Source organism: Pseudomonas sp. B707 (assembly GCF_022496685.1).
GTDB lineage: Bacteria > Pseudomonadota > Gammaproteobacteria > Pseudomonadales > Pseudomonadaceae > Aquipseudomonas > Aquipseudomonas paraglycinae.
Genome location: NZ_WTVE01000031.1, coordinates 373,138 through 395,360, shown reverse-complemented (window position 1 = coordinate 395,360; position 22,223 = coordinate 373,138). Strand labels below are relative to the sequence as shown.

Annotated in this window: 20 protein-coding genes; 14 read left to right on the top strand and 6 right to left on the bottom strand. The window is 59.9% G+C overall.

Annotation, left to right across the window (positions count from 1 at the left end; genetic code table 11):
• Positions 1-85: 85 nt before the first annotated feature.
• Together dapD and GQX66_RS20885 are read right to left on the bottom strand one after the other, a co-directional pair.
• The gene (dapD, locus tag GQX66_RS20890; RefSeq protein ID WP_007954762.1) at positions 86-1,120 is read right to left on the bottom strand and encodes a 2,3,4,5-tetrahydropyridine-2,6-dicarboxylate N-succinyltransferase; all 1,035 of its coding nucleotides are present in this window, start codon (positions 1,118-1,120) and stop codon (positions 86-88) included.
• Between the two features lie 31 nt (positions 1,121-1,151).
• Positions 1,152-1,514 (bottom strand): ArsC family reductase, encoded by a 363-nt coding sequence (locus GQX66_RS20885; RefSeq protein WP_003222107.1) that lies wholly within the window; start codon positions 1,512-1,514, stop codon positions 1,152-1,154.
• Between the two features lie 182 nt (positions 1,515-1,696).
• On the opposite strand from GQX66_RS20885, the gene GQX66_RS20880 reads away from it, so the two are divergent.
• Positions 1,697-3,328 (top strand): Na+/H+ antiporter, encoded by a 1,632-nt coding sequence (locus GQX66_RS20880; RefSeq protein WP_085748104.1) that lies wholly within the window; start codon positions 1,697-1,699, stop codon positions 3,326-3,328.
• 8 nt (positions 3,329-3,336) lie between these two features.
• Here the strand turns inward: GQX66_RS20880 and GQX66_RS20875 are convergent, their stop codons facing one another.
• The 4 genes from GQX66_RS20875 to map form a co-directional block, all read right to left on the bottom strand.
• On the bottom strand, positions 3,337-4,065 hold the full coding sequence (locus GQX66_RS20875) for a M12 family metallopeptidase (protein WP_085748220.1): 729 nt from the start codon (positions 4,063-4,065) through the stop codon (positions 3,337-3,339).
• A gap of 166 nt (positions 4,066-4,231) precedes the next feature.
• Positions 4,232-5,431 carry a succinyldiaminopimelate transaminase gene (gene dapC, locus GQX66_RS20870; RefSeq protein WP_102686552.1) on the bottom strand — a complete coding sequence of 400 codons (1,200 nt, stop codon included), beginning with the start codon at positions 5,429-5,431 and terminating at the stop codon, positions 4,232-4,234.
• Between the two features lie 43 nt (positions 5,432-5,474).
• Positions 5,475-8,177, bottom strand: coding sequence for a [protein-PII] uridylyltransferase (locus GQX66_RS20865; RefSeq protein ID WP_240871040.1), 2,703 nt, complete (start codon positions 8,175-8,177; stop codon positions 5,475-5,477).
• Between the two features lie 40 nt (positions 8,178-8,217).
• Positions 8,218-9,000, bottom strand: a complete 783-nt coding sequence (gene map, locus GQX66_RS20860) for a type I methionyl aminopeptidase (protein WP_039769663.1) — start codon at positions 8,998-9,000, stop codon at positions 8,218-8,220.
• 374 nt (positions 9,001-9,374) lie between these two features.
• On the opposite strand from map, the gene rpsB reads away from it, so the two are divergent.
• The 13 genes from rpsB (at position 9,375) to lpxA (ending at position 22,222) form a co-directional block, all read left to right on the top strand.
• Positions 9,375-10,112 (top strand): 30S ribosomal protein S2, encoded by a 738-nt coding sequence (gene rpsB / locus GQX66_RS20855; protein WP_008052780.1) that lies wholly within the window; start codon positions 9,375-9,377, stop codon positions 10,110-10,112.
• Between the two features lie 190 nt (positions 10,113-10,302).
• Entirely contained in the window at positions 10,303-11,166 is an 864-nt protein-coding gene (tsf, locus tag GQX66_RS20850; RefSeq protein ID WP_011332682.1) for a translation elongation factor Ts, read from the top strand.
• Positions 11,167-11,377: 211 nt separating this feature from the next.
• The gene (gene pyrH / locus GQX66_RS20845; protein ID WP_003222124.1) at positions 11,378-12,121 is read left to right on the top strand and encodes a UMP kinase; all 744 of its coding nucleotides are present in this window, start codon (positions 11,378-11,380) and stop codon (positions 12,119-12,121) included.
• The gene (gene frr / locus GQX66_RS20840; RefSeq protein ID WP_007954771.1) at positions 12,118-12,675 is read left to right on the top strand and encodes a ribosome recycling factor; all 558 of its coding nucleotides are present in this window, start codon (positions 12,118-12,120) and stop codon (positions 12,673-12,675) included. Before pyrH ends, frr begins: the two co-directional genes overlap by 4 nt.
• A 14-nt stretch (positions 12,676-12,689) precedes the next feature.
• Positions 12,690-13,445 (top strand): polyprenyl diphosphate synthase, encoded by a 756-nt coding sequence (uppS, locus tag GQX66_RS20835; protein WP_007954779.1) that lies wholly within the window; start codon positions 12,690-12,692, stop codon positions 13,443-13,445.
• Positions 13,445-14,251 (top strand): phosphatidate cytidylyltransferase, encoded by an 807-nt coding sequence (locus GQX66_RS20830; RefSeq protein ID WP_102686554.1) that lies wholly within the window; start codon positions 13,445-13,447, stop codon positions 14,249-14,251. The genes uppS and GQX66_RS20830 overlap by 1 nt, the downstream gene beginning before the upstream one ends.
• A complete protein-coding gene (gene ispC, locus GQX66_RS20825; protein ID WP_085748108.1) occupies positions 14,248-15,438 on the top strand; it encodes a 1-deoxy-D-xylulose-5-phosphate reductoisomerase in 1,191 nt (396 codons plus the stop codon). Before GQX66_RS20830 ends, ispC begins: the two co-directional genes overlap by 4 nt.
• A 53-nt stretch (positions 15,439-15,491) precedes the next feature.
• A complete protein-coding gene (gene rseP, locus GQX66_RS20820) occupies positions 15,492-16,844 on the top strand; it encodes a sigma E protease regulator RseP (protein ID WP_085748109.1) in 1,353 nt (450 codons plus the stop codon).
• 74 nt (positions 16,845-16,918) lie between these two features.
• Positions 16,919-19,294, top strand: a complete 2,376-nt coding sequence (gene bamA / locus GQX66_RS20815; RefSeq protein ID WP_207985167.1) for an outer membrane protein assembly factor BamA — start codon at positions 16,919-16,921, stop codon at positions 19,292-19,294.
• A gap of 45 nt (positions 19,295-19,339) precedes the next feature.
• Positions 19,340-19,843 carry an OmpH family outer membrane protein gene (locus GQX66_RS20810; protein WP_003222140.1) on the top strand — a complete coding sequence of 168 codons (504 nt, stop codon included), beginning with the start codon at positions 19,340-19,342 and terminating at the stop codon, positions 19,841-19,843.
• Between the two features lie 3 nt (positions 19,844-19,846).
• Complete coding sequence (gene lpxD / locus GQX66_RS20805; RefSeq protein ID WP_085748111.1) at positions 19,847-20,902, top strand: UDP-3-O-(3-hydroxymyristoyl)glucosamine N-acyltransferase; 1,056 nt, start codon at positions 19,847-19,849, stop codon at positions 20,900-20,902.
• Between the two features lie 106 nt (positions 20,903-21,008).
• Positions 21,009-21,449: a 3-hydroxyacyl-ACP dehydratase FabZ gene (fabZ, locus tag GQX66_RS20800; RefSeq protein WP_003222142.1), complete on the top strand. Its 441-nt coding sequence runs from the start codon at positions 21,009-21,011 to the stop codon at positions 21,447-21,449.
• Positions 21,446-22,222: an acyl-ACP--UDP-N-acetylglucosamine O-acyltransferase gene (gene lpxA / locus GQX66_RS20795; RefSeq protein ID WP_085748112.1), complete on the top strand. Its 777-nt coding sequence runs from the start codon at positions 21,446-21,448 to the stop codon at positions 22,220-22,222. The genes fabZ and lpxA overlap by 4 nt, the downstream gene beginning before the upstream one ends.
• Position 22,223 lies beyond the last annotated feature (1 nt).

Below are 22,223 nucleotides of genomic sequence, written 5' to 3'. Positions count from 1 at the left end.
CCCTGTGGGAGCGGGCTTGCCCGCGATGGCGATCTTTCGAACGCCATGGCAAACAGGCCGGCTCCCTCAGGTGAGCTTCTGGCGCTTAGTTGTGAGCGTGCAGTGCTTCGTTCAGTTCGATCGCCGATTTGTGGGTCTTGCATTCCACAGCGCCGGTTTCCGAATTGCGACGGAACAGCAGGTCGGTCTGACCAGCCAGTTCACGAGCCTTGACCACTTTGACCAGGTTGTTGTGCTCGTCCAGCAGCGCCACCTTGGTGCCGGCGGTCACGTACAGGCCCGACTCGACGGTGTTGCGGTCGCCCAACGGGATACCGATACCGGCGTTGGCACCGATCAGGCAGCCTTCGCCGACCTTGATCACGATGTTGCCGCCGCCCGACAGGGTGCCCATGGTCGAGCAGCCGCCGCCCAGGTCCGAGCCCTTGCCGACGAATACGCCAGCGGAAACGCGGCCTTCGATCATGCCCGGGCCTTCGGTGCCGGCGTTGAAGTTGATGAAGCCTTCGTGCATCACGGTGGTGCCTTCGCCCACGTAGGCGCCCAGACGCAGACGCGCCGCGTCAGCGATACGCACGCCGGCCGGTACTACGTAGTCGGTCATTTTCGGGAATTTGTCCACCGAGAACACTTCCAGCAGCTCGCCGCGCAGACGGGCTTCGAGTTGCAGCTCGGCCAGTTCGCTCAGGTCGATCGCGCCCTGGCTGGTCCAGGCCACGTTCGGCAGCAGCGGGAAGATCCCGGCTAGGCTCACGCCGTGCGGCTTGACCAGACGATGGGACAGCAGGTGCAGCTTCAGGTAAGCCTCAGGGGTCGAGGTCAGTTGCGCGTCTTCGGCCAGCAGGGTGGCGACCAGCGGCTTGTGGCTTTCAGCCAGACGGGTCAGCAGCTTGCCTTGTACCGCGTCGATGCCTTTCACGGCTTCGGCCAGTTGGGCGGCTTGTGCGGTGGTGAAGGTGATCGCCTGGTTGCCTTCGGTGTAGCCGAGGATCGGTGCAACAGCGGCAACCAGTTCGGCCGAAGGGTTCAACAGCGGCTGGGCGTAGAACACTTCCAGCCAAGCACCTTGACGGTTCTGGGTGCCGACGCCGAAGGCAATACTGAACAGGGAGTTGGACATGTGAATACCTCTACAAAAAGTGACGGGCTGCTTACTTGAGGGCGGCCGCGTAGATATCTGGCTTGAAGCCAATCAGGGTTCGGTCACCGAGATCGAGCACCGGGCGCTTGATCATCGAGGGTTGAGCGAGCATCAGTTCGATGGCTTTCGACTGGTCGAGATCGGCTTTGCGTTCGTCGTCGAGTTTGCGAAAGGTCGTGCCTGCGCGGTTCAACACCGTTTGCCAGCCATGTTCGTCGCACCATTGGGTCAGGTGCTCACGGTCAATGCCGGCGGTCTTGTAATCGTGGAAGTCATAGCTGACAGCGTGTTCATCGAGCCAGGTGCGCGCCTTTTTCATGGTGTCGCAGGCTTTGATGCCGAAAAGGTGCAACGTTTTGCTTGAAACGGTCAAGGAATTGCCCCCTTTACAGGTGCTGGAAAAAAATGGTGTCGGATTATGCCATGACCAGACGGTTTCGCGGCGCCGAGGTTGCTTTTACGGAGGGGGCCTGCGACATAGGTGCAACGGTCAGCCACAGCCTAAGCGGCTAATATGGCAGTTCAACGCTGTCGATTGTCCGGGATTTCCGCTTTATGCAAACTGCTTATACCGTCCTGATCCTGCTGATGCTGGTCAGTGTCTCGCGCCTGGTGGGACGGGTGATTCCGCTGCCGCTACCACTGGTACAGATCGCCGCCGGCGCCTTGCTGGCCTGGCCGACCCTCGGCCTGCACGTGGCCCTTGATCCCGAACTGTTCCTGTTTCTGTTCCTGCCGCCGCTGCTGTTTTCCGATGGCTGGCGCATGCCCAAGCGCGAATTGTGGCGCCTGCGCGGGCCGGTGCTGACGCTGGCAGTCGGGTTGGTGCTGTTTACCGTGGTCGGCGCCGGTTACTTCATTCATTGGCTGCTGCCGACGATTCCTTTACCGGTGGCCTTTGCGCTGGCGGCGGTGCTGTCGCCGACGGATGCCGTGGCGGTTTCGGCCATCGCGCAAAACCGTTTGCCGACGCCGCTAATGCACATGCTGCAAGGCGAGGCGTTGATGAATGATGCCTCGGGCCTGGTGACATTCAAATTCGCCTTGGTTGCCGCGGTGACCGGTGCGTTTTCCCTGGCCAATGCCAGTCTGACCTTCGTGCTGGTGGCAGTCGGCGGGCTGGCGGTCGGTGTGGCACTGAGCTGGCTGGTCGGCCGGTTGCGCGCCTGGATGATCGCCCGGGGCTGGGACGATCCGGCGACCCACGTGGTGTTCATGTTGCTGCTGCCGTTTGCCGCTTACGTGCTGGCCGAACGGCTTGGCGCGTCGGGCATCCTTTCGGCAGTGGCGGCGGGGATGATGCAGAGCTGGCTCGATCTGCTGCCGCGCCAGACCAGCACGCGTTTGCTCAACCGCAGTGTCTGGTCGTTACTGGAATTCGCCTTCAATGGCCTGATCTTCCTGCTGCTGGGGCTGCAACTGCCGGACATCATCAAAGCGGTGGTCAGCCACGAGACCTCGTTGTGGCCGACCCTGTTCTATCGCTGTCTCGATGTGGTGGCGATCTTCCTGGCGCTTGTACTGTTGCGTTTCATCTGGGTACAGAGCATCTGGCGCCTGTCGGTGTTGCTGCGCCGCCTGCGGGGCAAGGGAGATCTGACGCAAGTGCCGACCGCCCGTTCCTGCTGGCTGCTGACCGTCGGTGGCGTACGCGGTGCGGTGACCCTGGCAGGCGTGATGTCGGTGCCGATGCTGATGGGCAGCGAGGCGTTCCCCGAGCGCGATCTGCTGATCTTCATCGCCGCCGGGGTGATCCTGTTGTCGCTGGTGGCGGCGTGCATTGCGCTGCCGTTGCTGTTGCGCGGCATCGAAAAGAGCCCGGACGACAAACGCCGTCAGGAAGTGCGAGACGCCTGGCGCAAGACGGCGGAAGCAGCGATTCATGCGCTGGAGACCGAAGAGGTCAACCCGCAGGATGCCGCGCAAGCCGCGCTGGCAGCGGAGCTCAAGGCCCGGATCATGTCCGAGTATCGTCATCAACTGGAGGTGTTCAACGATTCGGCCGAAGCCCAGGCGCTGGCGTTCCAGATGGATCTGCTGGAGCGCCGCCTGCGACTCAAGGCGCTGCGCGCGCAACGCCTCGAGTTGTACAGCCTCAGCCGTCAGCACCAGATCGGTGATGATGTGTTGCGTGAAGTGTTGGGCGAGCTCGACTTGAGTGAGGCCAACCTGGGGCAGGTCAAATAGGCAGCGCGTTACCTGGGATAGAGCAATCTCATCAGGCGTTTGTCTTTCTTGCTGATCGTGCGGTTGATCGGCACCTCCCAGTTGCCCACCGTCAAGGTGTTGGCCACGGGGTGGTGCATGATCGACCTGCGGTCGTAGGCGGTGTAGATCGCGTCCAGCGTGTCGAAGGAAGCGAACAGGTTTCTGTCGACCTGCTCCTCGGTCAGCGGGTTCATCTCGCGATTTTTGTAGAACTCGTACACCTTCGGTTTATCCCACGGAATTTTTGCCTGTGGGTGTTGGTGTTCATGCAGCGCGCCCAGCGCATGACCGAACTCGTGCATCACGATCACTTCAAAGTCCTGGTGATCCGGCTTTACGCCCAGGTTCATGGTCGGATAGTCCGGATGAATCAGCAGCGCATCGGTGCCGAGCATCGAACTGTTGTCGTTGTTTTTAGTAGCGATGCGGATGTCGCCCAACAGGTCATCGACGAATTCAAACGTGAGATTGATGTACGGCAACCACTGGCTGGCGGCATCGATGATCTTCTTCTTGTGATCGGTATCGGGCGCGTCCATGAAGGCGATTTTCAGTGTGCGGCCGTTAGCCCACAGTTTTGAGTAGTTGACGACGGAGCGCTTGCGGCGAGTGCCGGTCGCGGTGCCGGCATTGGCCGGGTTTTCGTTGATGGCGGCTATATACGCCGCCTGATCGTCGGGCCATTGGTTGAGTTGGCAATCGAGCAGTTCTGTCATTTTCACTTCTTCCATGAAGTCAAAGATCGGTTTTTAGTAAGGCGCAGCGAACGGCGCCGCTCAAGACTAACGTCTGGCGGGCAGGGGCGTGGGGTAGAAAAGAAGGGGAACTGTTACGTGATATTTGACCACCCGTGCCGGATTGCCCGGCACGGGCGTTCAGGCATTACTTGTGGCGCAGGACGAAATCGCGGATGCGCTCGGCAGCTTCGACGCATTCCGCCAGCGGCGCAACCAGCGCCATGCGCACGCGCCCGGCACCCGGATTGACGCCATCGACGTCACGGGACAGGTACGAACCCGGCACCACGGTCACGTGCTCTTCGGCAAACAGATTGCGGCAGAACGCGGCATCGTCGCCTTGCACATTCGGCCACAGGTAGAAGCTGCCATCCGGACGCTGCACATCCATCACCGGGCTGAGGATCGCCAGCACGGCATCGAACTTCTCGCGATACAGCGCTCGGTTGGCGCGCACGTGCACTTCGTCATTCCACGCGGCGACGCTGGCCAGTTGGGTCTGAACCGGCATCGCGCAGCCGTGGTAGGTGCGGTACAGCAGGAAGCCCTTGAGGATGTCGGCATCGCCGGCAACGAAACCGGAGCGCAGGCCCGGCAGGTTCGAGCGCTTGGACAGGCTGTGGAACACCACGCAACGCTTGAAGTCCTTGCGACCCAGTTCGGCGCAGGCGCTGAGCAGGCCCGGCGGCGGGGTCTGTTCGTCGAAGTACAGCTCGCTGTAGCACTCGTCGGCGGCGATCACGAAGTCGTATTCGTCGGCCAGGGCGATCAGCTTTTTCAGCACGTCGACCGGGATCAGCGCGCCGGTCGGGTTGCCTGGCGAGCAGAGGAACAGGATCTGGCAGCGTTTCCAGATGTCCGGCGAAACCGCGTCGAAATCCGGGTTGAAGCCGTTCTCGTCCAGGCACGGCAGGTAATGCGGCTTGGCGCCGGCGAGGAACGCCGCGCCTTCGTAGATCTGATAGAACGGGTTCGGGCTGACGACCAAGGCGTCATCGCCACGGTTGACCACGGTCTGCGTGAAGGCGAACAGCGCTTCACGGGTGCCGTTGACCGGCAGCACGTTGCGCGCCGGGTCGATCCAGCCGCTCGGCACGTTGAAACGACGTTCGCACCAAGCCGCGATGGCTTCGCGCAGGGCCGGAATGCCGAGGGTGGTCGGGTACACCGACATCTGCTCCAGATTGTTCGCCAGCGCCTCGGCGACAAAGCTTGGCGAGCGATGCTTCGGTTCGCCAATGGACAGCGCGATCGGGCGCTTGTCCGGGTTTGGCGTGACGCTGCCGAGCAGGGCGCGGAGCTTTTCGAACGGGTAGGGCTGAAGCTGGGACAGAGCGTTGTTCATCGGTGCGGGATCTCGTGCAAAGCGGTTGAATCCGGGCGCGCAATCAAATGCTGATGCGCGACAGTTTGATATCGGGTTCCTGATTGACGCTCAGCTGTTCGACGATGGCATCCTGCAAACGGCTGCACAGCAGCGGGTCGGACAGCGGTTGATTGTGGGCGTCGGTGATGAAGAACACGTCTTCCACCCGCTCGCCCAGGGTGGCGATCTTGGCGTTCTGCAGCGACAGGTCGAACTCGAGGAAAATCCCGCCGACCCGTGCCAGCAGGCCCGGGCGATCCGGCGCGGTGAGTTCCAGCACGGTCACCGGACGCTGGGCGTCGTTGTGGATCGTCACCTGCGGGGCGAATGCGAAATGCTTGAGCTGGCGCGGCACCCGACGCTGGATGATCGTTGGGTAGTCGGCCGGGTTGCGCAGCGCTTCGGTCAGGCCGTCGCGAATCTGTTTGACCCGGACCGGATTGTCGCCGATCGAGTCGCCATCGGTGTCGAGCACGATGTAGGTGTCGAGGGTGAACTGGCTGCTGGACGTGATGACCCGGGCGTCGTGAATGTTCAGGTTGAGCTGGTCCATCGCCGCCACGGTCACGGCGAAGAAATCGTGCTGGTCCGGCGCATAGATGAAGATCTGCGTGCCGCCCTCGAATTCGCGCTGGGTGGTTTCCTTGATCAGCACCAGCGGACCGCCGTCTGCCGGTTGCTGAAGGATCGCGTCGGTGTGCCAGGCCACGTCGCCGGCGGTGTGGCGCAGGAAGTAGTCATCGCCCAGTTGCGCCCACAATTGCTCGACGTCATCCGGATCGGTGCCGCCGCGCACCAGAATGTCCAGTGCCGCACTCTGGGTCTGGCGGATCTGCTCTTCGCGATCCACCGGGTTCTCCAGGCCACGGCGCAGGGCGCGCTTGGTCTCGGTGTAGAGCTGGCGCAACAGGCTGGCACGCCACGAGTTCCAGAGAGTCGGGTTGGTCGCGTTGATGTCGGCCACGGTCAGCACGTACAGGTAGTCGAGACGGGTTTCGTCACCGACCGCCAGGGCGAAGTCATGGATTACCTGCGGGTCGGACAGGTCCTTGCGCTGGGCGGTGGTCGACATCACCAGGTGGTTCTGCACCAGCCAGACGATCAGGCGGCTGTCCCACACCGGCAGTTGGTGACGCTGGCAGAACGCCTCGGCATCCACCGCGCCAATCTCCGAGTGATCGCCATGCCGGCCTTTGCCGATGTCGTGGTACAGGCCGGCCATATAAATGAGTTCAGGCTTGGGCAGCTTGGCCATGAGCTTGGCGGCCAGCGGGAATTTCTCCGACACCTGGGTGTACTGCAATTTGCGCAGGTGTTTGATCAGGTTCAGCGTGTGCGCATCGACCGTATAGATGTGGAACAGGTCGTGCTGCATCTGCCCGACGATGAAGCCGAACTCCGGCAGGTAGCGCCCGAGAATGCCGTAGCGGTTCATTCGCCGCAGGTTGCGGTGGATGCCGATCTTGCACTTGAACAGCTCGATGAACAGGCTGGTATTGCGGATGTCGTTGCGGAAGTTGTCGTCGATCAGGTGGCGGTTTTCCCGCAGCAGACGAATCGTGTCGGCGCGTACACCTTTGATTTCCGGCTGCTGGGCCATCAGCACGAAGATCTCGAGCATGGCAAACGGCGTGCGGCGGAATACGTTGTCGTTGCGAGCTTCGATGTAGCCGTCGTGCAGTTGGAAACGCGAGTTGATCGGCTGCGGCGGTGCTTCGTCTTCCGGGGCGAGGATGACTTCCTCGAAGTGCTGGATGATCAGGTCGCTGAGCTGGGCGATGCTCATCACCACGCGGAAGTACTGCTGCATGAAGTTTTCGACGGCCTGTTTGGCGTCGTCGCCTTCAAAACCCAGCAGCCCGGCGATGGTGCGCTGGTGATCGAACAGCAGGCGGTCCTCGGAGCGACCGGCGAGCATGTGCAGGGCGTAACGCACCTTCCAGAGGAATTCCTGGGAGGAGGCCAGCAAGGTGTTTTCGCTCTCGACCAGAAAGCCTTCGCCGGCCAGGGCCCGCAGGTTCAGGGTGCCGTACTGACGACGGGCCACCCACAGAATCGTCTGAATATCCCGTAGTCCGCCAGGCGAGCCTTTGACGTTGGGTTCCAGGTTGTATTCGGTGTCGTTGTACTTGTGGTGGCGGGCCTTCTGCTCGGCGCGCTTGGCCAGGAAGAAATCCTTGCTTGGCCACATGTGTGCGGTGCTGGTGACATCGAGCATGCGCTGGCGCAGGCGCTCGGGACCACAGATGGTACGGCTTTCCATCAGGTTGGTGACCACCGTCAGGTCGGCGCGGGCCTCTTCGGCGCATTCGTCGACCGAGCGAACGCTCTGACCGACTTCCAGGCCGATGTCCCACAGCAGCGTCAGAAAACGCTCGATGGAATCGCGGAAGATTTCGTGGTCGGCGCTGTCCAGCAGGATCAGCAGGTCGATGTCGGAGTAGGGGTGCAATTCGCCGCGACCGTAGCCGCCGACCGCGACCAGCGCGATGTCGGCGTCTTCGCTCCAGTCGAACTGGTCCCAGGCCTTTTGCAGAATGTTGTCGACAAACCACGCCCGGTCTTCGATCAGCCGCCGGATGTCGCGACCGGCCCGAAAGCGTGCATCGAGCACTTCACGGGCCTGGCGGATCGCCTTCTTGAACGCCGCGATGGGACTCGCTTTCAGGGCCAGTTCAGCCTGGAACTGGCCGCGGTCGAAGAGTTCGGGATCCACCTGCGGCATCGATTGGCTTTCCTTCTATAGGCTGGGAACGGTGTCTGGATCAGGCCGAGATGCGCGGGATGGTGTCGTCGCTGCGCAGGGTGAAGATCTCGTAGCCGGTGTCGGTGACAAGCAAAGTGTGTTCCCACTGTGCCGACAGCTTGCGATCCTTGGTGATCGCGGTCCAGCCGTCGCCCAGTACTTTGGTGTCGGCCTTGCCCTGGTTGATCATCGGCTCGATGGTGAAGGTCATGCCGGCCTTCAGTTCCATGCCGGTGCCGGCGCGGCCGTAGTGCAGGATCTGCGGCTCTTCGTGGAACACCTTGCCGATGCCGTGACCGCAGAACTCACGCACCACTGAGAAGCCGTTCTTTTCAGCGTGCTTCTGAATGATTTCGCCGATGTCGCCGAGGCGGCAGCCGGGTTTGACGATCTCGATCGCCTTGTACATGCATTCCTGGGTGACCTGCGACAGGCGCTCGGCCCAGACCGGCACGGTGCCGACGTGGAACATGCGGCTGGTGTCGCCGTGATAGCCGTCCTTGATCACGGTGACGTCGATGTTCAGGGTGTCGCCGTTTTTCAGCGGCTTGTCGTTCGGGATGCCGTGGCAGACCACGTGGTTGATCGAGGTGCAGATCGACTTCGGGTAGCCCTTGTAGTTGAGCGGGGCAGGGATGGCCTGCTGCACGTTGACGATATAGTCGTGGCAGATCTGGTTCAGCTCATCGGTGGTCACGCCCGGCTTGACGTGTTCGGCAATCATTTCCAGCACATCGGCGGCCAGTTTGCCGGCGACACGCATGCCAGCGATGTCCTCGGGGGTTTTGAGGGTGACGGTCATACAGGCTCTCTCTGCGCTCGGCGGCGCTTGCTGATACGAACAGGGGCGCGGCTGTTGGTTTGGCGGCCCCGAAAAACGCGATTCTAACAGACCAAAGGCGCAAATCCGCGCCTGCGTGCATCGCTTCTCTCTATACAATGCGGTGCATTATCCCGATTCCAAGGGCCTGGCGCGCATGTCCCTGACGCGATTGCAGATTCCGGGTTCCGTTTGCGTCGTCCCTGTGGTATAAAATGCGCCGCTTTCCGGGGATAGCTCCGGGAGCATTAACCCACACACGTGTCGACACGATGGCCTGGGTGCCTTTGATCCTCGGATCAATGGTTGGTCATTGGGATACGTGGAGGCCCAACCCGACTTATCAAGGAACTATCATGTCCCAAGTCAACATGCGCGATATGCTGAAGGCCGGTGTGCACTTCGGTCACCAAACCCGTTACTGGAATCCGAAAATGGGTAAATACATTTTCGGCGCGCGTAACAAGATTCACATCATCAACCTTGAAAAAACCCTGCCAATGTTCAACGAAGCTCTGACTTTCGTAGAGCGTCTGGCCCAGGGCAAAAACAAGATTCTGTTCGTCGGCACCAAGCGTTCCGCTGGCAAGATCGTTGCTGAAGAAGCAGCACGTTGCGGTTCGCCGTACGTCGATCACCGCTGGTTGGGCGGCATGCTGACCAACTTCAAGACCATCCGTGCTTCCATCAAGCGTCTGCGTGACCTTGAAGTACAAGCCGAAGACGGTACTTTCGCCAAGCTGACCAAGAAAGAAGCGCTGATGCGCACTCGCGATCTTGAGAAGCTGGATCGCTCCCTGGGCGGCATCAAGGACATGGGCGGTCTGCCAGACGCACTGTTCGTGATCGACGTTGACCACGAGCGCATCGCGATCACCGAAGCCAACAAGCTGGGCATCCCGGTCATCGGCGTTGTCGATACCAACAGCAGCCCGGAAGGCGTTGACTACATCATCCCAGGCAACGATGACGCAATCCGCGCTATCCAGCTGTACATGGGTTCGATGGCTGACGCAGTCATCCGCGGTCGCAACAACGTTGCTGGCGGTACTGTAGAATTCGCAGCTGAAGAAACTCAGGCTGCAGCTGAGTAATTGACGCCCTGGCGTTGACTCAGTAAGCAAAAAGGGGGCTTGGCCCCCTTTTTGCCACCTCGAAAACCATTTGTCGGCAGCGCAGCTACAGCATCTGTAACGTGCAGCGGCTACAAGGTGTCTCGGGAAGAATTGAACGCCCGTTCGATCGGGTGGAATGGTTGAAAACCTATCCAAGAGGAATTTGAAAATGGCAGCAATTACTGCAGCGTTGGTCAAAGAACTGCGCGAGCGTACCGGCGAAGGCATGATGGATTGCAAGAAAGCCCTGGAAAAGGCTGGCGGCGACATCGAAAAAGCCATTGATGACATGCGTGCTTCGGGCGCGATCAAGGCTGCCAAGAAAGCTGGCAACGTTGCCGCTGAAGGCGCTATCGCAATCAAGGACGACGGCAAGGCTGCCGTTCTGATCGAAGTCAACTCGCAGACCGACTTCCTGGCTCTGCAGGACGACTTCAAAAACTTCGTTGCTGCCAGCGTTGACAAAGCATTCGCTGACAAGCTGACCGACGCAGCTCCGCTGATCGCTGCTCAAGAAGCCGCTCGCGAAGCACTGGTTGCCAAAGTAGGCGAGAACGTCAACATCCGTCGCCTGGTGCGCGTAGAAGGCGACGTAGTCGGCACCTACCTGCACGGCAACAAGATCGGTGTTGCTGTTGTCCTGAAAGGCGGCGACGTCGAGCTGGCCAAAGACATCGCAATGCACGTTGCTGCAAGCAACCCTGAGTTCCTGCTGCCTTCGCAAGTCTCCGACGAAGCGATCGAGCGTGAAAAAGCTGTGTTCCTGCAGCTGAACGAAGAAAAAATCAAAGGCAAGCCAGAAAACATTGTTGAGAACATGGTCAAAGGCCGTATCAGCAAGTTCCTGGCAGAAGCAAGCCTGGTTGAGCAGGCGTTCGTCAAGAACCCTGAAATCAAGGTTGGCGAGCTGGCCAAGAAAGGCGGCGCTGAAATCGTTTCCTTCACCTACTTCAAAGTAGGCGAAGGCATCGAGAAGCCGGTCGACAACTTCGCTGAAGAAGTTGCTGCCCAGCTGGCTGCCGCCAAGCAATAAGACGGTTTTTCAACTGTCGCCCGAAAGAGGCTGCCCGCTCACGCGCGCAGCCTCTTTTCAGATAGGGTTACCAATTTTTAATTGGTTTCCCCTTGGAACTGACTTACAAAGCCATGTTCCGATGGCGCTGAAGCAGCGCCAAGCTAGAGTGAACGCCAGCTGTAAACAGCTCGCAAAGAATTTTTAAAATACGCCGCAGGAGAGATTCGCAATGGCTCAGCAGGGCAGTGGTTATCAGGCTCGCTATAAACGCATTCTACTCAAGCTTAGCGGCGAGGCCCTGATGGGCTCGGAAGAGTTCGGGATCGATCCTAAGGTGCTGGATCGCATGGCGCTGGAAGTCGGCCAGCTGGTCGGTATCGGCGTCCAGGTTGGTCTGGTGATTGGCGGTGGCAACCTGTTCCGCGGTGAAGCGCTGAGCAAGGCCGGTATGGATCGGGTCACGGGTGACCACATGGGCATGCTGGCCACTGTGATGAACGCCCTGGCCATGCGCGACGCGCTGGAACGTGCCAATATCTCGGCGATCGTGATGTCGGCCATCTCCATGGTCGGTGTGACCGATCACTATGACCGTCGCAAGGCCATGCGCCACCTGAACTCCAAGGACGTGGTGATCTTCGCGGCCGGTACCGGCAATCCGTTCTTTACCACGGATTCGGCAGCCTGCCTGCGCGCCATTGAAATCGACGCCGATGTCGTGCTCAAGGCGACCAAGGTCGATGGCGTCTACACCGCTGACCCGTTCAAAGACCCGCATGCCGAGAAGTTCGATCATCTGACTTACGATGAAGTACTGGATCGCAAGCTGGGCGTAATGGATCTGACGGCCATCTGCCTGTGCCGCGATCACAAGATGCCGCTGCGCGTATTTAACATGAACAAGCCCGGCGCCCTGCTGAACATCGTGCATGGTGGCGCAGAAGGGACTTTGATCGAGGAAGGCCAACAATGATCAACGAAATCAAGAAAGACGCCCAAGCGCGTATGCAGAAATCCCTGGAGTCTCTGAACCACGCGTTCGGTCAGATTCGTACCGGCAAGGCTCACCCGAGCATCCTCGGCAGTGTCATGGTGCCTTACTACGGCACTGATACTCCGCTGAGCGGCGTTGCCAACGTCACCGTGAAAGACTCGCGCACCCTGCAGGTCGTGGCGTTCGAGCGCAACATGCTCGCTGCTGTCGACAAGGCAATCCAAAGCGCTGGTCTGAACCTCAACCCGACCAACCTGGGTGAGTTGCTGTTGATCCCTATGCCGGCCCTCACCGAGGAAACGCGTAAAGGCTTCACCAAGCAGGCGCGTAGCGCTGCTGAAGACGCGCGTGTTGCCGTGCGCAATATTCGTCGTGATGCCTTGGGCGAGCTCAAGAAACTGGTCAAGGACAAGGAAATCAGCGAAGACGAAGAGCGTCGTGCCATCGCTGATATCGATAAGCTGACCAAAGAATCCGAGGCCCAGATCACCAAGGCCACGGACGAGAAAGAAAAAGACCTGATGGCCGTATAAGGGTCGAGTTTTAAATGGACAAGACCAAGCAGACTGCGCCGTCCGCGGTGCCGCGCCATGTCGCGATCATCATGGATGGCAATAATCGCTGGGCGAAAAAACGCTTCATGCCGGGTGTCGCCGGGCATAAGGCGGGCGTAGACGCTGTGCGGGCGGTGATCGAGGTGTGTGCCGAGGCCAAGGTCGAGGTGCTCACCCTGTTCGCCTTTTCCAGTGAAAACTGGCAGCGCCCGGCCGATGAGGTCAGCGCCTTGATGGATCTGTTCTTCAAGGCGTTGCGTCGCGAGGCAAAGCGCCTGAATGACAACAACATCAGTCTGCGCATCATCGGTGACCGTACGCGGTTCCATCCGGAGCTTCAGGCCGCCATGCGTGAAGCGGAAGCGATGACCGCCGGTGCCAACCGTTTCATCCTGCAGATCGCCGCCAACTACGGTGGTCAGTGGGACATTGCGCAAGCGGCGCAGCGTCTGGCGCGTGAAGTTCAGGCCGGTCATCTGCGGCCGGAAGACATCACGCCGGATCTGCTGCAGACCTGTCTGGTTACCGGTGATCTGCCGTTGCCCGACTTGTGCATCCGCACCGGCGGCGAGCACCGCATCAGCAATTTCCTCTTGTGGCAGCTGGCTTACGCCGAGCTGTACTTCTCCGACCTGTTCTGGCCGGACTTCAAACACGAAGCCATGCGCAATGCGCTGGCCGATTTCGCTTTGCGCCAGCGCCGCTTCGGTAAAACGAGCGAGCAGGTCGAAGCTGGAGCCCGGGTTTAATGCTTAAACAACGCATCATCACTGCACTGATTCTGCTGCCGATCGCCCTGGGCGGTTTTTTCCTGCTCGAGGGTTCCGGTTTTGCTCTGTTCATCGGGCTGGTCGTAAGTCTGGGCGCCTGGGAATGGGCGCGTCTGGCCGGCTTCACCGCACAGGCATTTCGTGTCGGCTACGCGGCGGTGGTCGCGCTGATGCTGTTCGTCATGTACATCCTGCCGGGGCTGGCGCCTTGGGTGTTGGGTGCTTCGGTGATCTGGTGGGCATTGGCGACCTGGCTGGTGCTGACTTACCCGCGCTCCAGCGAGCATTGGTCCAGCGCCGCCGCCAAGCTGGTGATCGGTCTGTTGATTCTGTTGCCTGCCTGGCAGGGGTTGGTGCAGATCAAGCAGTATCCGCTGGGCAACTGGCTGATCATGGCGGTGATGGTGCTGGTCTGGGGCGCTGATATCGGTGCCTATTTCTCCGGTCGCGCGTTCGGCAAGCGCAAGCTGGCGCCGCAAGTCAGTCCCGGCAAAAGCTGGGAGGGCGTGTATGGCGGTCTGGCGCTGAGCCTGGTCATCACCACCCTGGTCGCGCTGTTCCGTGACTGGACGGTGGCACAACTGTTCAAGGGCTTGATCGGCGCTGCGGTGATCGTCTTCATCTCGGTGGTGGGTGACCTGACCGAAAGCATGTTCAAACGTCAGTCCGGCATCAAGGACAGCAGTAATCTGCTGCCCGGTCATGGTGGTGTACTGGATCGCATCGACAGCCTGACGGCGGCGATCCCGGTCTTCGCGGTGCTGTTGTGGATGGCGGCGTCGTGAGTCGCCCACAGCAGATTACCGTCCTGGGGGCGACCGGTTCGATCGGTCTGAGCACCCTGGATGTCATCGCCCGGCATCCGGAGCGTTATCAGGCTTTTGCCCTGAGCGGTTTTACCCGTCTGAGCGAACTGTTTGCCCTGTGTGTTCGCCATCTCCCGAAATATGCGGTAGTGCCGGAAGCCGGCGCTGCCCGCAGCCTGCAGGATGATTTGCGTGCTGCGGGCCTGTCGACGCAGGTGCTGGTCGGCGAAGAAGGCTTGTGTCAGGTCGCTGCTGCGCCGGAGGTGGATGCTGTCATGGCCGCCATCGTCGGCGCCGCCGGCTTGCGCCCGACTTTGGCGGCAGTTGAGGCGGGCAAGAAGATTCTTCTGGCCAACAAGGAAGCGCTGGTCATGTCCGGCGCCTTGTTCATGCAGGCCGTGCGCAAGAGCGGTTCGGTCCTGTTGCCGATCGATAGCGAGCACAACGCGATTTTCCAGTGCATGCCACAGGACTTTGCTCGCGGGTTGAGCAACGTTGGGGTCCGCCGGATTTTGCTCACGGCCTCTGGTGGCCCTTTCCGGCAGACGCCGATGGCCGAGCTGGCACATGTTTCACCCGATCAGGCGTGTGCGCACCCGAACTGGTCGATGGGTCGCAAGATCTCGGTCGATTCGGCCAGCATGATGAACAAAGGGCTCGAATTGATCGAGGCCTGCTGGTTGTTCGATGCCAAGCCATCGCAAGTCGAGGTGGTGATTCATCCGCAGAGCGTGATTCATTCGCTGGTCGATTACGTGGACGGTTCGGTGCTGGCGCAGTTGGGCAATCCCGACATGCGCACGCCGATTGCCAACGCCCTGGCCTGGCCTGAGCGCATTGACTCGGGCGTGGCGCCGCTGGATCTGTTCGCTGTAGCACGCCTGGATTTCGAAGCACCCGACGAAGAGCGCTTCCCGTGCCTGCGTCTGGCGCGCCAGGCTGCCGAGGCGGGAAACAGCGCCCCGGCCATGCTCAATGCGGCGAATGAAGTGGCGGTCGCCGCGTTTCTCGACGGACGGGTTCGCTACCTGGAAATCGCGAGTATCATCGAGGAAGTCTTGAACCTCGAACCTGTGGTGGCCCTGGACAATCTCGATGCGGTGTTCACCGCTGACGCGACTGCCCGGACATTGGCCGGGCAGTGGTTAAGTCGTCACGGCCGATAGGTCTTGCAACACATGGCTTCACGCGGCACTGGACAGGATTGCGGAGAAAGTAGATGAGCGCGCTCTATATGATTGCCGGCACCCTGATCGCTTTGGGTGTGCTGGTCACCTTTCACGAATTCGGCCATTTCTGGGTCGCGCGTCGCTGTGGCGTGAAGGTTCTGCGTTTCTCCGTGGGCTTCGGCATGCCGCTGCTGCGCTGGCACGATAAGCAGGGCACGGAGTTCGTGGTCGCGGCCATTCCGCTGGGTGGCTACGTCAAGATGCTCGACGAGCGCGAGGGCGAAGTACCGGCCGATCAGCTTCATCAATCATTCAATCGCAAGTCCGTTCGTCAACGCATCGCGATCGTCGCCGCCGGTCCTGTGGCCAACTTTCTGCTTGCGCTGGTGTTCTTCTGGGTGCTGGCCATGCTCGGCAGCGAGCAGATTCGCCCGGTCATCGGTTCGGTGGAGTCCGGCAGCATCGCTGCAACGGCCGGACTGAGCGCCGGTCAGGAAATCGTCGCGATCGACGGTGAGCCGACCTCGGGCTGGGCGGCAGTCAACCTGCAACTGGTGCGACGTCTCGGGGAAAGCGGTTCCTTGCAGGTGCTGGTGCGCGAGCAGGGCTCTACGGCTGATACGCCTCGTGAACTGGCACTCGATAAATGGCTCAAGGGGGCTGACGAGCCGGATCCGATTCGCTCTCTCGGCATTCGCCCTTGGCGTCCGGCATTGCCGCCAGTGCTGGCCGAACTCGACCCGAAAGGTCCGGCCCAGGCAGCCGGGCTGAAAACCGGCGATCGTCTGCTGACGCTCGATGGCAAGGCGCTGGATGACTGGCAGCAGGTGGTCGACACCGTTCGTACGCGTCCTGATACCAAAATCGTGCTGCGCGTCGAGCGCGACGGTGTTCCAATCGACGTCCCTGTCACACTGGCCGCGCGGGGCGAGAAGAAGTCACCAAGCGGTTACCTGGGGGCGGGCGTGAAGGCTGTCGACTGGCCGCCGGAGATGATCCGCGAGGTCAGCTACGGGCCTTTGGCAGCAATTGGCGAGGGTGCCCGTCGTACCTGGACCATGAGCGTCCTGACGCTGGATTCACTGAAGAAAATGCTCTTCGGCGAGCTCTCGGTAAAAAACTTGAGTGGACCGATAACCATTGCTAAAGTGGCGGGCGCTTCTGCCCAGTCGGGCGTCGCTGATTTCCTGAATTTCCTTGCTTATCTGAGTATTAGCCTGGGGGTTCTGAATTTGCTGCCCATTCCTGTACTGGATGGGGGGCATTTGTTGTTTTATCTGATCGAGTGGGCGCGTGGTCGTCCCTTGTCGGATCGGGTGCAAGGTTGGGGGATACAGATCGGTATCAGTTTGGTGGTCGGGGTGATGTTGCTTGCTCTGGTCAACGATCTGGGTCGACTGTAACGCTTCGCTGAATTGCGAATCTGCCGCATTTTGCGGCAGTTTGTTTATTGCCAGTTGGAATAAGAAAGGACTTCATGAAACGTCTGCTGCTAACTGCGGTTCTCACCGTATTGATGATCGCCGAAGTTCACGCCGAGTCCTTCACTATCTCTGATATTCGCGTCAATGGCCTCCAGCGGGTCTCCGCGGGTAGCGTCTTTGGTGCCTTGCCGTTGAACGTCGGCGAGCAGGCGGATGATCGTCGCCTGGTGGAATCCACTCGTGCGTTGTTCAAAACCGGTTTCTTTCAAGATATCCAGCTGGGCCGCGAAGGCAACGTTCTGGTGATCACCGTCGTCGAACGTCCCTCGGTCGCCAGCATCGAGATTGAAGGCAACAAGGCGATCTCCACCGAAGACCTGATGAAAGGCCTCAAGCAATCCGGTCTGGCCGAAGGCGAGATCTTCCAGCGCGCGACCCTCGAAGGCGTGCGTAACGAGCTGCAACGTCAATACGTTGCACAAGGTCGTTACTCGGCTACCGTCGATACCGAAGTGGTCTCGCAGCCGCGCAACCGTGTCGGCCTGAAAGTGAAGATCAATGAAGGCACCGTTGCTGCCATTCAGCACATCAACGTGGTGGGCAACACGGTTTTCCCCGAAGAAGACCTGACCGACCTGTTCGAACTGAAAACCACCAACTGGCTGTCGTTCTTCAAGAACGACGACAAGTACGCCCGTGAAAAACTGTCCGGTGACCTGGAGCGTCTGCGTTCCTACTACCTGGACCGCGGCTATATCAACATGGATATCGCTTCGACCCAGGTGTCCATCACCCCGGACAAGAAGCACGTCTACATCACCGTCAACGTCAACGAAGGCGAGAAGTACACCGTTCGTGACGTCAAACTCAGCGGTGACCTGAAGGTTCCTGAAGACCAGGTCAAGTCGCTGTTGCTGGTGCAGAAAGGCCAGGTGTTCTCGCGCAAGCTGATGACCACCACCTCCGAACTGATCACCCGTCGTCTGGGTAACGAGGGTTACACCTTCGCCAACGTCAACGGCGTACCGCAACCGCACGACGAAGATCACACCGTCGATATCCTGTTTGCTGTCGATCCAGGCAAGCGTGCCTACGTCAATCGCATCAATTTCCGTGGCAACACCAAGTCCGAGGACGAAGTGCTGCGTCGTGAAATGCGTCAAATGGAAGGTGGCTGGGCTTCGACCTACCTGATCGACCAGTCCAAGACCCGTCTGGAGCGTCTGGGCTTCTTTAAAGAAGTCAACGTCGAAACCCCGGCCGTGCCAGGTGTCGACGACCAGGTTGACGTGAACTACAGCGTTGAAGAGCAGGCTTCCGGTTCGATCACCGCCAGCGTCGGTTTCGCCCAGAGCGCCGGTCTGATCCTCGGTGGTTCGATCACCCAGAACAACTTCCTCGGTACCGGTAACCGCGTCAGCGTCGGCCTGACCCGCAGCGAATACCAGAGCCGCTACAACTTCGGCTACGTTGACCCCTACTGGACCGCCGATGGCGTGAGCCTGGGTTACAACGCGTTCTACCGTACCACCGACTACAAAGACCTCGACGTCGATGTGGCGAGCTATGCGGTAGACAGCCTGGGCGCCGGCGTGAACGTGGGCTACCCGATCAGCGAGACTTCGCGTCTGACCTTTGGTCTGTCCGTTCAACAGGACGAGATCAAGACCGGTACCTACACCGTTGACGAGATTTTCGACTTCGTTAACAGGGAAGGCGACAAGTACCTGAACTTCAAGGCCTCGGCCGGCTGGTCCGAGTCCACCTTGAACAAAGGTGTACTGCCGACCCGTGGTCGCTCCCAGAGCCTGACGCTGGAAACTACCGTTCCAGGCAGCGATCTGTCGTTCTTCAAGCTCGATTACCGCGGTCAGCTGTTCCAGCCGATCAGCGATAACTACACTCTGCGCCTGCACACTGAACTGGGCTATGGCGACGGTTACGGTTCGACCGACGGCTTGCCGTTCTATGAAAACTACTATGCTGGTGGTTTCAACTCGGTGCGTGGCTTCAAGGACAGCACCCTTGGCCCGCGAAGCACGCCAAGTACGGGGAGTAACCCGGGCACGGCGAGAGACCCGGACCAGGATCCGCTGCCGTTCGGTGGTAACGTCCTGATCCAGGGCGGTGTCGAGGTTCTGTTCCCGCTCCCGTTCGTCAAGGATCAGCGTTCGCTGCGTACTTCGGTATTCTGGGATGTCGGTAACGTGTTCGACTCCAAGTGTTCCGATACTACGAACGCCAACGGTACGAAGTCGAATACCCAATGCAACGACATCAGTCTTAGCAACATGGCCAGCTCCGTCGGTGTCGGCGTGACCTGGGTCACCGCACTGGGTCCGCTGAGTTTTGCACTGGCGATGCCGATCAAGAAACCGGATGACGCTGAAACTCAAGTGTTCCAATTCTCCCTCGGTCAGACGTTCTAAGCGTTTGACCCAAGATAACGACAATGGATTTTGTAGGAGTGCATCGTGCGTAAGTTGACTCAATTGGTTCTCCTGGCCTCCGTACTGGTGGCAGGCCCGGCATTTGCCGACATGAAAATCGCCGTTCTGAACTATCAGATGGCGCTGCTGGAATCCGACGCGGCCAAGAAGTACGCCGTGGATGCCGAGAAGAAATTCGGCCCTCAACTGACCAAGCTCAAGACCCTGGAAAGCAGCGCCAAGGGCATTCAGGATCGCCTGATGGCCGGTGGCGACAAGATGCAGCAAGGCGAGCGCGAGCGTCTGGAGCTTGAGTTCAAGCAAAAGGCTCGTGATTTCCAGTTCCAGTCCAAGGAACTGAACGAAGCCAAGGCCGTTGCCGACCGCGAAATGCTCAAGCAACTGAAGCCGAAGCTGGATAGCGCAGTGGAAGAAGTCATCAAGAAAGGTGGTTTTGACCTGGTGTTCGAGCGTGGCGCAGTGATCGATGTCAAACCTCAGTACGACATCACGCGCCAGGTTATCGAGCGCATGAATCAGCTGAAGTAACCCATGACCGTGACTATCAAGCTCGGCCAGTTGGCCGAGTTCCTCGGCGCCACCCTGAGTGGCGACCCCGAGAAGCAAATCACTGGGCTAGCCACCTTGCAGGAGGCTGGCCCAGCTCAGTTGAGCTTTCTGGCAAACCCCCAATACCGTAAATACCTGGCAGGCTCGCAAGCCGCAGCCCTGTTGCTCAAGGCTGCCGACGCGGAAGGTTATGCCGGTGATGCGTTGGTGGTGCCGGATCCTTACCTGGCTTACGCGCGCATTTCCCATCTGTTCGATCCCAAGCCCAAGGCAACTGCCGGCGTTCATCCAACAGCGGTGATTGCCGAGGATGCCGTGGTTGATCCGAGTGCCAGTGTCGGTCCCTTCGTGGTGATCGAAGCCGGGGCTCGAATCGGTGCAGGCGTGACACTCGGCGCGCATTGCGTTGTCGGTGCCCGCAGCGAAATCGGCGAGGGCGGCTGGCTGGCCCCGCGGGTCACGCTGTATCACGATGTGCGGATCGGCAAGCGTGTGGTGATCCAGTCCGGTGCTGTGCTCGGCGGTGAAGGCTTCGGCTTTGCCAACGAGAAGGGCATCTGGCAAAAGATCGCCCAGATCGGTGGCGTGACCATCGGCGACGATGTGGAGATCGGCGTGAATACCGCCATCGACCGCGGTGCGTTGGCCGATACCGTGATCGGCAATGGCGTGAAGCTCGACAACCAGATTCAGATCGCCCACAACGTGCAGGTCGGTGACCACACCGCCATGGCGGCGTGCGTGGGGATTTCCGGCAGCACCAAAATCGGCAAGCACTGCATGCTCGCCGGCGGTGTTGGCCTGGTAGGGCACATCGATATTTGCGACAACGTATTCCTGACCGGGATGACCATGGTGACCCACTCGATTACCGAGCCGGGTGCCTATTCTTCCGGCACAGCTATGCAACCTGCGGCCGAATGGCGCAAAAGCGCGGCCCGTATTCGTCAGCTCGATGACATCGCGCGACGTTTGAAACAGCTGGAAAAGCGGTCCGGGGAAGTGACCCCCGACGGTAATGCTTCATCTGAAGGCTGATACCATTTCCATATCAAGTGTGCACAGCCTCTGGACTGCCTCCTTGATTTGCTAGAGGAGTGCGCGTCAGTCGCGCTCCCAATCTTTACATAGGCTTCCCCCCGAAATGATGGACATCAACGAGATTCGCGAATACCTGCCTCACCGTTACCCGTTCCTGCTGGTGGACCGGGTAGTGGAGCTGGATACGGAAGGCAAGCGCATTCGCGCCTACAAGAATGTCAGCATCAATGAACCGTTCTTCAATGGTCACTTCCCTGCGCACCCGATCATGCCGGGCGTGCTGATCATCGAAGCCATGGCTCAGGCTGCCGGGATCCTCGGTTTCAAGATGCTTGACGTGAAACCGGCCGACGGCACCCTTTACTACTTCGTCGGTTCCGACAAGCTGCGCTTCCGCCAGCCGGTGCTGCCGGGTGATCAGTTGATCCTTGAAGCCAAGTTCATCAGCTGCAAGCGTCAGATCTGGAAGTTCGAATGCCAGGCTTCGGTCGATGGTAAACCGGTCTGCTCGGCTGAAATCATTTGTGCGGAACGCAAGCTATGAGTTTGATTGACCCTCGCGCAATCATCGATCCGTCGGCCGTCCTGGCTGATGGCGTCGAGGTCGGCCCGTGGTCGATCATCGGTGCAGGTGTGGAAATCGGCGAGGGAACGGTCATCGGGCCACACGTGATCCTCAAAGGTCCGACCCGTATCGGCAGGCACAATCGCATCTACCAGTTTTCCTCTGTAGGCGAAGACACGCCGGACCTGAAATACAAGGGCGAAGAAACGCGCCTGGTGATCGGTGACCATAATGTCATCCGTGAAGGCGTGACGATTCACCGTGGCACCGTGCAGGATCGTTCCGAAACGACCTTGGGTGATCACAACCTGATCATGGCCTATGCCCACATCGGACATGACAGCGTCATCGGCAACCACTGCATCCTGGTCAACAACACCGCGCTGGCCGGCCATGTGCACGTTGATGACTGGGCGATCCTGTCCGGTTTCACCCTGGTGCATCAGTATTGCCACATTGGCGCCCACAGCTTTTCCGGCATGGGCACGGCCATCGGCAAGGATGTTCCGGCGTTCGTCACTGTATTTGGCAACCCGGCCGAAGCGCGCAGCATGAACTTCGAGGGCATGCGCCGTCGCGGTTTCAGCGAAGACGCCATTCACGCCCTGCGCCGTGCATACAAAACGGTGTATCGCCAGGGACTGACCGTCGAGCAGGCGCTGGCCGAACTCGCCGAACCGTCCGCCCAGTTCCCGGAAGTCGCGGTGTTCCGTGACTCCATTCAGTCGTCGTCTCGCGGCATCACCCGCTGAT